The sequence below is a fragment of the Brevundimonas phoenicis genome (assembly GCF_047237745.1).
Classification (GTDB): Bacteria; Pseudomonadota; Alphaproteobacteria; order Caulobacterales; family Caulobacteraceae; genus Brevundimonas.
Genome location: NZ_JBDFLN010000001.1, coordinates 2693475 through 2705000 on the forward strand (window position 1 = coordinate 2693475; position 11526 = coordinate 2705000).

The window sequence follows — 11526 nt, forward strand, 5'->3', positions numbered from 1 at the left end:
GTCCGGTCGCGCACAGGAACGGAACCGCGTTTCTCCGCACGCCGTTTCCCTGCCCTGTTCAGGAACTTGATCCCATGTCCGACACGGTCGCCGATCCCGCCTTCGAACCACCGCCCGAGGCGCGCGCCTTCTACGAGGAGGCCCTGCGCCTGCTGAAGGAGTCCGGCGTGCCATTCCTGCTGTCGGGCACCTACGCCGTCACGGCCTATACGGGCATCCGTCGTCCTACCAAGGATCTGGACGTCTTCTGCAAGCCCGGCGACTACCCCCGGATTCTGGCCTTCTTCCAGGCGCGCGGCTATCGCACCGACGTCGAGGACGAGCGCTGGATCGCCAAGGTCTGGCAGGACGACAAGCACTTCTTCGACGTCATCTTCGCCATGTCGAACGGCACCATCGCCGTCTCCGACAGCTGGTTCGGGCCGGATCGCATAACCGTCTACGGTCATGAGGTGACGATCACGCCGCCGACCGCCCTGATCCTGTCCAAGGCCTTCATTCAGGACCGCTATCGCTACGACGGCGCCGATGTGAACCACGTCATCCTGAAACAGGCCGACGCCATCGACTGGAAGTCGCTTCTGGATCAGATGGACCTCTATTGGGAGGTGCTGATGGCGCATCTGCTCAACTTCCGCTTCGCCTATCCGACCGAGCGCGGCCTGGTGCCGGCCTGGCTGATGACGGAGTTGATCGGCCGCCTGCAGGCCCAGGTCGATCTGCCGGCGCCGCGCGTGAAGGTCTGCCGCGGTCGCCTGTTCAGCCCGCGCGACTACATCGCCGACATCTCCGAATGGGGCTTCGGCGACGTGGTGGGCAAGGGCCTGGAGGAACGCCATGACCCCGTCGCCTGAAACCGCCGCCTCCGCCGCTGACGGCCAGACGCCTCAACCGGGCATGGAAGCCGGACCGAAGAAGAAGCTGCGCGTCGCCGCCGTCGGCGACCTGCATGTCGGCGAGACCTCGCATCGCGCCTATCGCGACCTGTTCGACCGGGTGCATGAAGACGCGGACGTGCTGTGCCTGTGCGGCGACCTGGTCAATTTCGGCAAGACGGTCGAGGTGGAGAACCTGCTGGAGGATCTGCGCGCCTGCCGCATCCCCATGGTCGGCGTGCTCGGCAATCACGAGCATGAGTGCGGCCAACCGCAGGAAGTCATCCGCATGCTGACCGAGGCCGGGGTCAAGATGCTGACCGGCGAGGCCTATGAGATCGACGGCGTCGGCTTCGCCGGAGGCAAGGGCTTCGTCGGCGGCTTCGGCCGCTACATGCTCAGCTCCTTCGGCGAGGCCTCGATCAAGACCTTCGTCAATGAGGCGGTTGAGGACGCCAATCTCATCGAAAATTCGATCCGAACGCTGCGGACCGAGCGGAGCGTGGTTCTGCTCCACTACGCCCCGGTGGTGGATACGGTGATCGGCGAGCCGCCGGAGATCCACGCCTTCCTCGGCTCGTCGCGCCTGGCCGAGGTCGTCGATCGCTATGAGAACGTCAAGCTGGTGCTGCACGGCCATGCGCATCGCGGCGCGCCGGAAGGCCGCACGGCGCGCGGCGTCCCGGTCTTCAACGTCGCCCTGCCCGTGCTGCGGACGATGGGCGATACGCCCTATCGCGTATTCGAGGTCTGAAGCTCAGGCGATCCCGGCGCCGCCGGTGACGCCCCAGACCTCGCCCGTGACGAAGCTCGCCTCCTGCGAGGCCAGCAGCACGTAGACCGGCGCGATCTCGACCGGCTGACCCGGACGTCCGAAGGCGCTGTGAGCGCCGAATTTCTCGACCTTCTCCTGCGGCTGGCCGCCGCTGGGCTGCAGAACCGTCCAGAAGGGGCCCGGCGCCACGGCGTTCACCCGCACGCCCTTCTCGATCAGCTGCTTCGCCAGGGCCTTGGTGTAGGTGACGATCCCGCCCTTGGTGGTGGCGTAGTCCAACAGGATGTCCGACGGCTCATAGGCCTGGATCGAGGCGGTGGTGATGACCGCCGCGCCCGGCGGCAGGTGCGGCGCCGCCGCCTGACACAGCCAGTGCAGGGCGTAGAGGTTGGTCTTCAGCGTAGCGTCGAAATCCTCGGTCGAGACTTCACCCACGTCCTCGCGAAACTGCTGTCGGCCCGCGTTGACGACCAGGATGTCCAGACCGCCGAAGGCCTCGAGCGTGCGCGCCACCATGGTCGCATTCCACGCCTCGCCACGCACGTCGCCGGGCAAGGCCAGCGCCTTGACGCCTTCGGCCTCAACCAGGGCGATCACCTCGCGCGCATCGGCCTCCTCTGAGGGAAGATAGGAAATCGCGACATCGGCGCCTTCGCGGGCGTAGGCGACAGCGATCGCGCGACCGATGCCGGAATCGCCCCCGGTTATCAGGGCGCGGCGCCCCTTCAACCGCCCATGGCCCCGATAGCTGTCCTCGCCATGATCGGGCTTGGGCTCCATCTTCGCGACCAGACCCGGCGCCGGCTGCGGCTGCCGTGGAAACGGCGGACGCGGATACTGATTGCGAGGATCCTGCATTGTCAGGCGGTCGGACATGACGGCTCCTGTAGACGAGTGAAGGGCATGCCCTCCTAAGTCGCCCCCTGTCCGCGCGTTCCCCTCCTGCGGCGGAACGTCGTGTTCAGCCGCGACGTTTCCGACGCACCCGAGCCGGAGAAGTCGCATGCCAGATCCCGTTCCCCAAGCTCTAGCCGTCCCTGAGCCGCGTAAGGGCATGCCCAGCCCAGAACTGGATCGCACAACCTTTGAAACCCGCTTCCGCAGCCGGTTCGCGGACCCCGCCTTCGACCCTCTGCGCGACGAGATCAACCGCCTGGCCGCCGCAGCCTGGGACGGCTACATCGGGGGTCGAAAATCGCCGCTGACACGCCCCGCCGGTCCGAGCTTCGCCGAGCCGGACTATGAACTGGCTCTGGACTGGCTGGACGCTCACGCGGCCCTCCGCGCCGCCGAGGCGCAGCATGACGACGCCGCCGGGCCCTCGCGCATCCTGATCATCAACGCTTCCAGCCGTTCCGAGCACACCTGCCCCGGCGAAATGTCCAAGAGTTGGCGCCTGGTCCAGATCGCTCGCGAGGTGGTTGAGAGGCGCGCGGGCATGGCGGCAGAAATCCTCGACCTGTCGCGGTTGGCGTCGGAATACGGCCGGGAAATTCATCCCTGCAAGGCCTGCTTCTCCACAGCAGCGGCCCTCTGCCATTGGCCGTGCAGCTGCTATCCCAACTACAGCCTGGGCCAGGTCCACGACTGGATGAATGACATCTATCCAATGTGGGTCCGCGCGCACGGCGTCCTGATCGTCACCCCGGTCAACTGGTATCACGCCTCCAGCCCTTTCAAGCTGATGATGGACCGGCTGGTCTGCGCCGACGGCGGCAATCCAGATCCCACGACGACGCACGGCAAGACCGTCGCCCTGGCCAAGGCGCTTGAACTGGCCGACTGGCCCTATCCCCGTCACCTGGCGGGTCGGCGTTTCGCCCTGGTCGTCCATGGCGATGTAGAAGGCGCGGAAAACGTGCGCCGCTCCCTGTCCGACTGGCTGGTCTCGATGAAGCTGTCGCCCGCCGGCGCCGACGCGGAGATCGACCGCTACATCGGCTATTGGGAGCCCTACGCCACCAGCCACGACGCCCTCGACCGCGACCGGGCCGTTCAGGATGAGGTGCGGCTGGCGGCGGAAGAGCTGGCGAGGGCTGTTCTGGCCTGGCGCAACGACGCCTCAAAGCCCCCTGAGCCAGCTCACGAACCGCCGCGCCAGAAATAGAGAGCCGACCGGGGCCGTATGGAACAGGCACCGCTCCTCTTCCTTCTCCTTCCAGTACGAAAGGAGTTCGCCCTTGCTTCTCGCGAACAAGGAAAAGCCCCCGATCCTGCGACGCCCCAGACGGCTGCTGATCCTTGTCGGCGTCCTCTTGGTCCTGTTGTTCATCGTCTATCTGGCCACGGCGGCGACCGGCTTTCTCCGCACCGAAACCAAGGTTCCTGATCCACGAATGACGGGAGCCGAGGCGCCGCTGGAGCGTGTCATGTGACGGCGTGTTCAGGCTTGAGCGTTTGGAACACCCCCGCGCCCCGCCGCTTAACTTCCTGTCACAGGGAGGAAAAAGACATGACCGATCGCCCTCGTCGCCCACCGCGCCCCCTCACCCTGGGAGGCCGACATGCGTTTCTATGAAGTCGTGGTCGGCAGCGACAGCGGCCCTCAGCGACGCCTGCGGGTCGCTTCGCCCACCGATGTGCAGGCCGCCGACGCCGCCGCGCCCCTGATGCGCGCGCAGGAGGCCATTCTATCAATCCGCGAAACGCCGGACGACGGCCTGCAGCAGGTCGATGCGCCTCCGCCTCAGACCCAGGCTCAAGAATTGGCGCCCGTCACCCCCGGCGTGACCGCCAAGCCCTGATCTTACCCAAGGAGTTCAAATGATGATGAAGCAAACCGTCGCCGTCCTGGCCGTATCGGCCGCCGCCCTCACCCTCGCCGCCTGCAACCAGCAGCAAGGTTCCGAAGCCGTCGACAAGGCGCAGGACGCCGTTTCCGAACCGGTCGGTCAGACCTCGGCCGCGACCATGGGCGCCAATATGGTCAGCGCCTATGTGCCCAACGCCGCCATGGGCGACATGTACGAGATCCAGGCCGCCGACATCGCCATGGAGCGATCGAAGAACGCCCAGGTCAAAGAACTGGCCCAGATGATCAAGACCGACCACGCGGCCGCCTCCACCGCCCTGAGGGCCGCCGCCGGACAGGCTGCTCCTGACACGACCTTGCCGACCGAGCTCGACCAACGCCGCAAGGGCCTGATCGACAACCTGCGCTCAGCCTCGACTGCGGACTTCGATAAGATCTACGTCGATCAACAGGTCGCCGCCCATGAGGAGGCCGTCACCCTTCACCGCGGCTTCTCCGACAAGGCGGACGTTCCCGCCTTGGCGGAACATGCGCGCAACGTCCTGCCCAAGATCGAAGCCCATCTTGAGCGGGCCAAGCAGTTGCAGGCCGGCTTGGGTCGCTGACGCCGAGCCTTGGTGCACGACGCTATCAGGGGCGGACGACAGTCCGCCCCTGATTCCTATTCGACAACGGGCTTCCGCACCGCATAAGGCGGGTCCAGATGAATGCTCGCGTGGCCGTGACGACGCAGATGACTGGCGTCGATCTCCTCAATCAGCGCCGCGCCGCGTTCGTGATCGACCAATTCCAGCAGAGCGTCGATCTTGGCCTCCATCCGGTCGTCGTTCTCCTTGGACGACGGCGAGCCGACATAGAGAAAGTAGGCCAGCCCCACGACCTGCCAGATCAGTTGCAGGAACTCGGACTGCCAGTTCTCGAAGGTGTCCCGCCCCATCTCCACCAGATAGGGCGTCAGTTGCGCCGCCTGTCCGTGGTCGCGGGCCTCGTTCACATAGGCGGCCCAGCCGAAGCCCCAATGCAAGACGATGGAAATGGTGAAGAAGGCCAGAGTGATCCAGCCATAGGCGTACTTCTTCATGTCGCGCTCCAACACTCTGAAATCGGCAGAAGAGTTCGTGGGCCTGTGCGTTCCGTGGCGCTCAGCCCTGTCCATATCCGAACACTAGGAACGCACTTGTGCGCCCGCCGCTTCGCAGGCTCCCCATTCTTTTTCAGGAGAGCCCCATGCCCGAGAAAACGCTGCAAACCCTCTTCCACGACACCTTGCGCGACATCTATTACGCCGAGCGCAAGATCCTGAAGTCCCTGCCGAAAATGGCGCGCGCCGCCCAGTCGCCCGACCTCAAGGCGGCCTTCGAAAAGCACCGCGAGCAGACTGAAGGCCAGATCGAACGCCTGCAGCAGGTGTTCGAGATCATCGGCAAGCCCGCGCGCGGCAAGACCTGCGACGCCATCGAAGGCATCCTGGCCGAAGGCGACGAAATCGTCGAGGAGTACAAGGACACGGCAGCGCTCGACGCCGGTCTGCTGGCCGCCGCCCAGGCGGTCGAACATTATGAGATCACCCGCTATGGCACGCTCAAGCGCTGGGCCGAGGTGATGGGACTGAAGGACGCCGTCAAACTGCTGGACGAGACCCTTCAGGAAGAAAGCCAGACGGACGAGGATCTGACGGCCATCGCCGACGCCGCAATCAACGCCGAGGCGTTGCAGCCCGCCGCCTGAGCTCCATCCGGCCCTGCCGCCTGATCAGCGGCGGGGCCGTAACCCTGCGCTAAACCGGCAGTCGCTCCAGCCGCAGATAGGAGGGATTGAACTCGGCCGCGCTCGCCAGACGATCCCACGCGAGAATACGAACTTCCGATCCGGTCCACTCCAGCCAGCCCGCCTCGCGCATCACCTTCAGCGTACGGTTCACGTGCACGGCGGACATGCCGAGCAGATCCGCAATCTCCGCCTGAATAATGGGAAAACGAAAGACGCCGTCGCGCGCCAGGCCTACGGCTTCCAGGCGCGCGTAGATTTCACAGACCAACAGGGCGGTCCGCTCCAGCGCCTCCTGTCGACCTAGGGCCAGCAGCCATTCACGGTGCATGGCGGCGTCCACCACCGTCTCCAGCCATAACAAGCGCGTCAAATGCGGGTGCTCTTCCGTCAGTTTGCGCAGGCGTTCATGCGGCGCCTCGGCGATGAGACAGTCGGACAGCGCACGCACGCCATGGTCGACGCGCTTCAGAACAAAGCCGTGCAGGTCGATGAAGTCGCCGGGAAGATTGATCTGGGTGTACTGCCGCCGTCCGTCGCTCAGATCGCGATAGCGCGCGCAGAAGCCGTCGATGACGAGGCTGGAATGATCGACCAAAGCATCCTGAGTGACGATGTCGCTGCCGGCGGGCTTCAACACGACATGGGTCAGCACGCTCCTGAGCGCCTGCCTTTCGCCATCCGTAATGACGTCGCGTCGTTGCAGCTTGTTTTCCAGCAAACGGCTGTGGTCGTGCATTGTGGTTCCCTGAGGCTTGGCGCGACCACAACGCCGGATCTTCGCGAACGTTGCCATCGGCTCGAACAGCCGAGGTTCCACAGCGCCTCAAAGGCGACACAATGAACCCATCAGGGCGCAACCGCATTGCCTTCCCGTAACAGGGGAGTTTGTACCATGAATAGAACACCAGTCATCGAGCGGGCCTTCGAACTCGCGCGCAGCGGCCGCTTCCGCATACCCAGCGAAGTCCGCAAGGCCTTGATCTCGGATCGTTATACCCAGGCCGAACTTTTTCAGCTCGAGGGCAAGGCCACGTGGCGCCAACTGCGCACCCTCTGCTCGGATTCCTATTACCGCGCCTGACGGCTTCCGCTCCCGGCGCCGCAAGCGTCACCGTCAAGCCCTTGGACTAACCTATGTAAAGAACGAAACACCCTCGGCCGTGCTGTTGGTCAGAGGGATGAAGAATCAGTCTTATCAAGATGATGTAGACATAGCCGCGGCGTCGCTGGAGCGGATGCTGTCCAGCTTCGCCGTGCTGTCGCCTGGCGACATCGAACGCATCCGTAGCTGGTTTCACGGTCCTGCCATGGTTCACCCGCCCGGCGGCGCCGTTTCCCTTCATCCGGAACGCAAGGACGCCCGTGTGGTGGCGCGCGGCTGGATCGCCCGCGGCGCCATGCTGGAAGACGGCCGTCGTCAGATCGTGGGTCTCAGCCTGCCCGGCGACGTCATCCTGGCCGCCGACGTCGTGGACGCCGACATGGCGGTCTGGGCCCTGACCGACGCCTCCACCCTTGACGCCTCCCTGCTGTGGGCGGCGATTTCCGAAGGCGTAGACGTCAGCCCGCGTCTTCTGGAAGCCTGGCGGCATTTTCGCTCGGCGGAGCGCCTGCGGCTGGCGCGGCATGTCATTCGGCTGGGTCGGCTCAGCGCCTATGAGCGAACGGCGCACCTTCTGTTGGAGTTGTACGAGCGGCAAAGCCGTCTCGGCGCGGCGGAACCCGGCGTCCTTCACCTGCCTCTCACCCAGGACATGCTCGCAGACATCCTGGGCCTCAGCGCCGTGCACATGAACCGGACGCTGCAGCAACTTCGGCGAGCAGGCCTGGTCGACTACCGGACGGGACGGGCCGTCCTGCCTGACCTGCAGGGCCTGGCCTTGGCCGCAGGCCTCAGCATCGCCGACGATCTCGCGGATGCGCCGCTCAGCCGCGACTAACCCATGTGAGTGGCGATCTGCGGCAGCCATGGCAGGGCTTCTGGTCAGGAGGCCCCATGCCTGCAGATTCCGCCGCCATTCTATCCCCCTCCACCCCACCTCACGGCCGCCCCCGGCCCAGCATCCGTGATCACCCGGTCTATCGCGTCCTGCCGCCGGATGCCCAGCAGCGCCTGACCGCCGAGGGAACAGAGGTTGATCTCCCAGGCGACGCGCAGCCTCCTCTGGACAGGGAGCATCTCTGGTTCGTCCTGTCGGGGGTTCTCGGCGCCTTTCCAACCGGCAGTGAAGTCTGTGTCGCACCTATCGTATCGGGCGCCGTCTACGGTTGGGATCACGCTCTGGGCTCTAGCGGGAGCCGCGCCGACGTGCGGCCGCTGCTGGATGTTCGGCTGTTCCGCGTTCCCGCCGTCGCCGCCCGCGAGGCGCTCGGCCATGATTGGCTATCGCGCTTCATCGCCCTTCAGGCGGTTCAACGCCTGACGCTTCTGGAACAGGAAGCCGCCTGCAACGCCTCCCATCGCGTGTCGGAGCGTCTGGCGAAGTGGCTGCTTCGTCTGCACCATGGCGGCAACGGCGCGCCGCTTCGCCTGAAGCAGGCCCAGCTAGCCGCCATGCTCGGCGTCCAGAGAACCAGCATCAACGCCGCCGCCAGCAACCTGCAAGCGATGGGCGCGGTGCGCTTCAGCCGCGGCAAGGCGTCGATTCTGGACGCGGGAAGTCTCTCCGACCTTTCATGCCGGTGCGGCGCGATGAACTGAGAGCATGGCCGCGCGCAGAAGGGAGCCGGAGGCAGGGCCTGGCGTTGCCTAGACTTAGACCCAGCAAGGGCCGTGACGATGTCGACAAACGTGATCAATCCGCCGCCTTCCGGCGGACTCGTCTGGTCCAGCAACGAGAGCCCAGGCCTTACGCGCCGCCGGAGCGGGAGGGGCTTTTGCTATCGTGATCCAAAGGGGCGCCTGATCCGTGAGCGGAACATCCTGATGCGGATCGACGCCCTAGCCATTCCGCCGGCGTGGCAGGACGTCTGGATTTGTCCCGACCCAAACGGCCATATCCAGGCGACTGGGCGCGATGCCCGCGGTCGCAAGCAGTACCGCTATCATGCCGACTGGACGGCCCGCGCCGCCTCGCACAAATTTGCGCGTTTGCCATATTTCGCCCGACGCCTGCCGCGACTGCACGACCGGGTGGAGAACGACCTTTCGCGACGTGGGCCGTGCAAGGAAAAGGTGCTGGCCTCGGCGGTTCGTTTGCTGGAAATCACCCTCATCCGCGTCGGCAACGCCGCCTATGCCCGCCAGAATCGTAGTTTCGGCCTAACGACCCTGCGCAAGCGGCACTTGGAGGTCGACGGCTCGGCCCTGACCTTCGAGTTCAGGGGCAAGAGCGGCAAGGAACACCGGGTCAAGGTCAGCGACCGTCGACTGGCGCGCGTCATGCGCGGCCTGGAAGGCCTCCCGGGCCAGCATCTGTTCAAATACCGCGACGCAGAGGGCGAGCTGTGGGCGATCAGTTCAGACGACGTGAACGCCTATATCCGCGAGGCCATGGGCGATCAGTTCTCCGCCAAGGACTTCCGCACCTGGGCGGCCACCGTCGCCGCCGCCCGCGCCTTCTACGAAATGGCCCCGCCCACGTCCCAGACCGAGGCGCGGCGAAACATCTCGACCTGCATGAAGGCGGTCGCGAGCCTGCTGGGCAACACGCCGACGGTCTGTCGGGCGTCCTATGTCCATCCGCGCGTGATTGAGCTTTATGAATCCGGAACCATCACGACCTGTCTGCCGGATCCAAACGCCCAGAGTTTCGATTCAAGGCTGGCGCGACTGCTGAGCGAACCTGCCTAGGCCCACATCTCGAGCACCTCGTCGCACTCCGCCGTCTCGATCTGCTGGCCGAAGCGGTCATGATAGAGAGCCAACAAGGCGTCGTGCGACTGGTCCGAGGAACTGCACAGGGCGTCCGAAACCACCACCACGCGAAAGCCCATATCCACGGCGCCGAGGACAGTCGCCAGCACGCACATATCGGTTTCGGCGCCCGTCACCACCAGGGTGTCGACCTGGCTCGCCATCAGAGCCGACGCCAGACCCGTGTTGAGCCAGGGGGAATAGCGGGACTTGTCCAACACCCTGGCGGGCGGGGTGAAGACCTGCAGTTCGGGCAGAAGCTCCACACGTTCTTCACCCAGATTCTCAAGCGTCATCGACGCCCATCGCCGCCAGTACCGCCTCCACGCCCCCTCCCCCTCTCTCGGCGAACGGGCGGGGATGAACCGGGTGAAACAGGTGCGTTCGGCCTTGCGCTCGCACAGACGCACGACGACTGGCAGGACACGCGCCATCCACGGCGTGCGCCATGCCGTGTCCTCCGCGAATAGTCTTTGCATATCCACGCACAGATGGACGGCGTTTGCGGCTATGGGGCCGAAATGAATACCGGAAACCATACCGGCCCAAAGCGCAGGCCTCTGGCGGGTTCCCCCGTCTAGTCGCAAGCCTTGCACGTTCAACCGCAACCTGGCCGCCACCGGAAGTTTGATATTTAGGCGCAAACAGCAGAAAGCCCCGTGGCGTATGCCATCGGGGCTTTGTAAGCTTGGGTGCGGGAGTAGGATTTGAACCTACGACCTTCAGGTTATGAGCCTGACGAGCTACCGGGCTGCTCCATCCCGCGGCAAGGCGGTGAGTAAAGGAAGAAGGGTCGAGAAGTCATTCATGTGTGTCGGGTAGACCCGGCGGCGACCTACTCTCCCGCGCCTTAAGACGAAGTACCATCGGCTCTGGAGGTCTTAACGACCGAGTTCGGAATGGGATCGGGTGGGGAACCTCCGACAGAGCCACCAGGTCAACCCGACACACATGAATGAGAAGATATTGTCTATGATTTCGACAAGTAAGATCGAATGAGTTTTGCTGAGAAACGATCAAGCCGATCGGATTATTAGTACCAGTAAGCTTCACACGTCACCGCGCTTCCACACCTGGCCTATCAACGTGGTAGTCTTCCACGATCCTCAGCGAAGCCTTGTTTTGAGGTTAGTTTCCCGCTTAGATGCTTTCAGCGGTTATCTATTCCATACTTAGCTACCCTGCTGCACGGCTGGCGCCATGACAGGTCCACCAGAGGTATGTCCATCCCGGTCCTCTCGTACTAGGGACAGATCCTCTCAAGCTTCGAACACCCACGGCAGATAGGGACCAAACTGTCTCACGACGTTCTGAACCCAGCTCACGTACCACTTTAAATGGCGAACAGCCATACCCTTGGGACCTGCTCCAGCCCCAGGATGTGATGAGCCGACATCGAGGTGCCAAACTTTGCCGTCGATATGGACTCTTGGGCAAAATCAGCCTGTTATCCCTAGAGTACCTTTTATCCGTTGAGCGATGGCCCTTCCACGCGGGA

Annotated in this window: 15 protein-coding genes, 1 tRNA gene and 2 rRNA genes (1 of these 18 cut by a window edge); 11 read left to right on the forward strand and 7 right to left on the reverse strand. The window is 64.4% G+C overall.

Features of this window, described 5'->3' with window-relative positions; all coding sequences use genetic code 11:
• Positions 1-74: 74 nt before the first annotated feature.
• Positions 75-854 (forward strand): nucleotidyltransferase family protein, encoded by a 780-nt coding sequence (locus ABC419_RS13480; RefSeq protein WP_125901680.1) that lies wholly within the window; start codon positions 75-77, stop codon positions 852-854.
• Positions 838-1629, forward strand: coding sequence for a metallophosphoesterase family protein (locus ABC419_RS13485; protein ID WP_412877139.1), 792 nt, complete (start codon positions 838-840; stop codon positions 1627-1629). Before ABC419_RS13480 ends, ABC419_RS13485 begins: the two co-directional genes overlap by 17 nt.
• A gap of 3 nt (positions 1630-1632) precedes the next feature.
• On the opposite strand, the gene ABC419_RS13490 is transcribed toward ABC419_RS13485, so the two are convergent.
• Positions 1633-2526: an SDR family oxidoreductase gene (locus tag ABC419_RS13490; protein WP_412877138.1), complete on the reverse strand. Its 894-nt coding sequence runs from the start codon at positions 2524-2526 to the stop codon at positions 1633-1635.
• A gap of 127 nt (positions 2527-2653) precedes the next feature.
• Here ABC419_RS13490 and ABC419_RS13495 point away from each other — a divergent pair, with 127 nt between their 5' ends.
• The 4 genes from ABC419_RS13495 (at position 2654) to ABC419_RS13510 (ending at position 5007) form a co-directional block, all read left to right on the forward strand.
• Complete coding sequence (locus ABC419_RS13495) at positions 2654-3757, forward strand: flavodoxin family protein (RefSeq protein ID WP_412877137.1); 1104 nt, start codon at positions 2654-2656, stop codon at positions 3755-3757.
• A 73-nt stretch (positions 3758-3830) separates the two neighbouring features.
• Entirely contained in the window at positions 3831-4025 is a 195-nt protein-coding gene (locus ABC419_RS13500; RefSeq protein ID WP_412877136.1) for a hypothetical protein, read from the forward strand.
• A 129-nt stretch (positions 4026-4154) separates the two neighbouring features.
• Positions 4155-4394, forward strand: a complete 240-nt coding sequence (locus ABC419_RS13505) for a hypothetical protein (protein ID WP_412877135.1) — start codon at positions 4155-4157, stop codon at positions 4392-4394.
• Between the two features lie 19 nt (positions 4395-4413).
• Positions 4414-5007 (forward strand): DUF4142 domain-containing protein, encoded by a 594-nt coding sequence (locus tag ABC419_RS13510; RefSeq protein ID WP_125901684.1) that lies wholly within the window; start codon positions 4414-4416, stop codon positions 5005-5007.
• 56 nt (positions 5008-5063) lie between these two features.
• Here the strand turns inward: ABC419_RS13510 and ABC419_RS13515 are convergent, their stop codons facing one another.
• A complete protein-coding gene (locus tag ABC419_RS13515; RefSeq protein WP_412877134.1) occupies positions 5064-5483 on the reverse strand; it encodes a DUF6766 family protein in 420 nt (139 codons plus the stop codon).
• 146 nt (positions 5484-5629) lie between these two features.
• Between ABC419_RS13515 and ABC419_RS13520 the strand changes: the two genes are divergently transcribed.
• On the forward strand, positions 5630-6130 hold the full coding sequence (locus tag ABC419_RS13520) for a YciE/YciF ferroxidase family protein (RefSeq protein ID WP_412877133.1): 501 nt from the start codon (positions 5630-5632) through the stop codon (positions 6128-6130).
• A gap of 49 nt (positions 6131-6179) precedes the next feature.
• Here the strand turns inward: ABC419_RS13520 and ABC419_RS13525 are convergent, their stop codons facing one another.
• Positions 6180-6908: a Crp/Fnr family transcriptional regulator gene (locus ABC419_RS13525; protein ID WP_313574097.1), complete on the reverse strand. Its 729-nt coding sequence runs from the start codon at positions 6906-6908 to the stop codon at positions 6180-6182.
• Positions 6909-7064: 156 nt separating this feature from the next.
• On the opposite strand from ABC419_RS13525, the gene ABC419_RS13530 reads away from it, so the two are divergent.
• The 4 genes from ABC419_RS13530 (at position 7065) to ABC419_RS13545 (ending at position 9965) form a co-directional block, all read left to right on the forward strand.
• Positions 7065-7253, forward strand: coding sequence for a hypothetical protein (locus ABC419_RS13530; protein WP_087141298.1), 189 nt, complete (start codon positions 7065-7067; stop codon positions 7251-7253).
• Positions 7254-7350: 97 nt separating this feature from the next.
• Entirely contained in the window at positions 7351-8112 is a 762-nt protein-coding gene (locus ABC419_RS13535) for a Crp/Fnr family transcriptional regulator (RefSeq protein WP_412877132.1), read from the forward strand.
• A gap of 56 nt (positions 8113-8168) precedes the next feature.
• Complete coding sequence (locus tag ABC419_RS13540) at positions 8169-8873, forward strand: Crp/Fnr family transcriptional regulator (protein WP_412877131.1); 705 nt, start codon at positions 8169-8171, stop codon at positions 8871-8873.
• Between the two features lie 78 nt (positions 8874-8951).
• A complete protein-coding gene (locus ABC419_RS13545; protein WP_412877130.1) occupies positions 8952-9965 on the forward strand; it encodes a DNA topoisomerase IB in 1014 nt (337 codons plus the stop codon).
• Here ABC419_RS13545 and ABC419_RS13550 read toward each other — a convergent pair.
• The 4 genes from ABC419_RS13550 to ABC419_RS13565 form a co-directional block, all read right to left on the reverse strand.
• Entirely contained in the window at positions 9962-10567 is a 606-nt protein-coding gene (locus ABC419_RS13550) for a cysteine hydrolase family protein (protein ID WP_200167868.1), read from the reverse strand. The two genes, ABC419_RS13545 and ABC419_RS13550, sit on opposite strands and share 4 nt — an antisense overlap.
• 150 nt (positions 10568-10717) lie before the next feature.
• Positions 10718-10794: transfer RNA gene (locus ABC419_RS13555), tRNA-Met, on the reverse strand.
• Positions 10795-10850: 56 nt separating this feature from the next.
• Positions 10851-10965, reverse strand: a 5S ribosomal RNA gene (rrf, locus tag ABC419_RS13560).
• A gap of 75 nt (positions 10966-11040) precedes the next feature.
• Positions 11041-11526, reverse strand: a 23S ribosomal RNA gene (locus tag ABC419_RS13565); it runs 2295 nt beyond the window's last position.

Bases quoted from the DNA above. Each gene is read 5' to 3' on its own strand.
- ABC419_RS13490 (WP_412877138.1), bottom strand. From the start codon at position 2,526: ATGTCCGACCGCCTGACAATGCAGGATCCTCGCAATCAGTATCCGCGT.
- ABC419_RS13535 (WP_412877132.1), top strand. From the start codon at position 7,351: ATGAAGAATCAGTCTTATCAAGATGATGTAGACATAGCCGCGGCGTCG.
- ABC419_RS13495 (WP_412877137.1), top strand. From the start codon at position 2,654: ATGCCAGATCCCGTTCCCCAAGCTCTAGCCGTCCCTGAGCCGCGTAAG.
- ABC419_RS13525 (WP_313574097.1), bottom strand. From the start codon at position 6,908: ATGCACGACCACAGCCGTTTGCTGGAAAACAAGCTGCAACGACGCGAC.
- ABC419_RS13550 (WP_200167868.1), bottom strand. From the start codon at position 10,567: ATGGTTTCCGGTATTCATTTCGGCCCCATAGCCGCAAACGCCGTCCAT.
- ABC419_RS13545 (WP_412877130.1), top strand. From the start codon at position 8,952: ATGTCGACAAACGTGATCAATCCGCCGCCTTCCGGCGGACTCGTCTGG.
- ABC419_RS13515 (WP_412877134.1), bottom strand. From the start codon at position 5,483: ATGAAGAAGTACGCCTATGGCTGGATCACTCTGGCCTTCTTCACCATT.
- ABC419_RS13485 (WP_412877139.1), top strand. From the start codon at position 838: ATGACCCCGTCGCCTGAAACCGCCGCCTCCGCCGCTGACGGCCAGACG.
- ABC419_RS13520 (WP_412877133.1), top strand. From the start codon at position 5,630: ATGCCCGAGAAAACGCTGCAAACCCTCTTCCACGACACCTTGCGCGAC.
- ABC419_RS13480 (WP_125901680.1), top strand. From the start codon at position 75: ATGTCCGACACGGTCGCCGATCCCGCCTTCGAACCACCGCCCGAGGCG.
- ABC419_RS13530 (WP_087141298.1), top strand. From the start codon at position 7,065: ATGAATAGAACACCAGTCATCGAGCGGGCCTTCGAACTCGCGCGCAGC.
- ABC419_RS13505 (WP_412877135.1), top strand. From the start codon at position 4,155: ATGCGTTTCTATGAAGTCGTGGTCGGCAGCGACAGCGGCCCTCAGCGA.
- ABC419_RS13510 (WP_125901684.1), top strand. From the start codon at position 4,414: ATGATGATGAAGCAAACCGTCGCCGTCCTGGCCGTATCGGCCGCCGCC.
- ABC419_RS13540 (WP_412877131.1), top strand. From the start codon at position 8,169: ATGCCTGCAGATTCCGCCGCCATTCTATCCCCCTCCACCCCACCTCAC.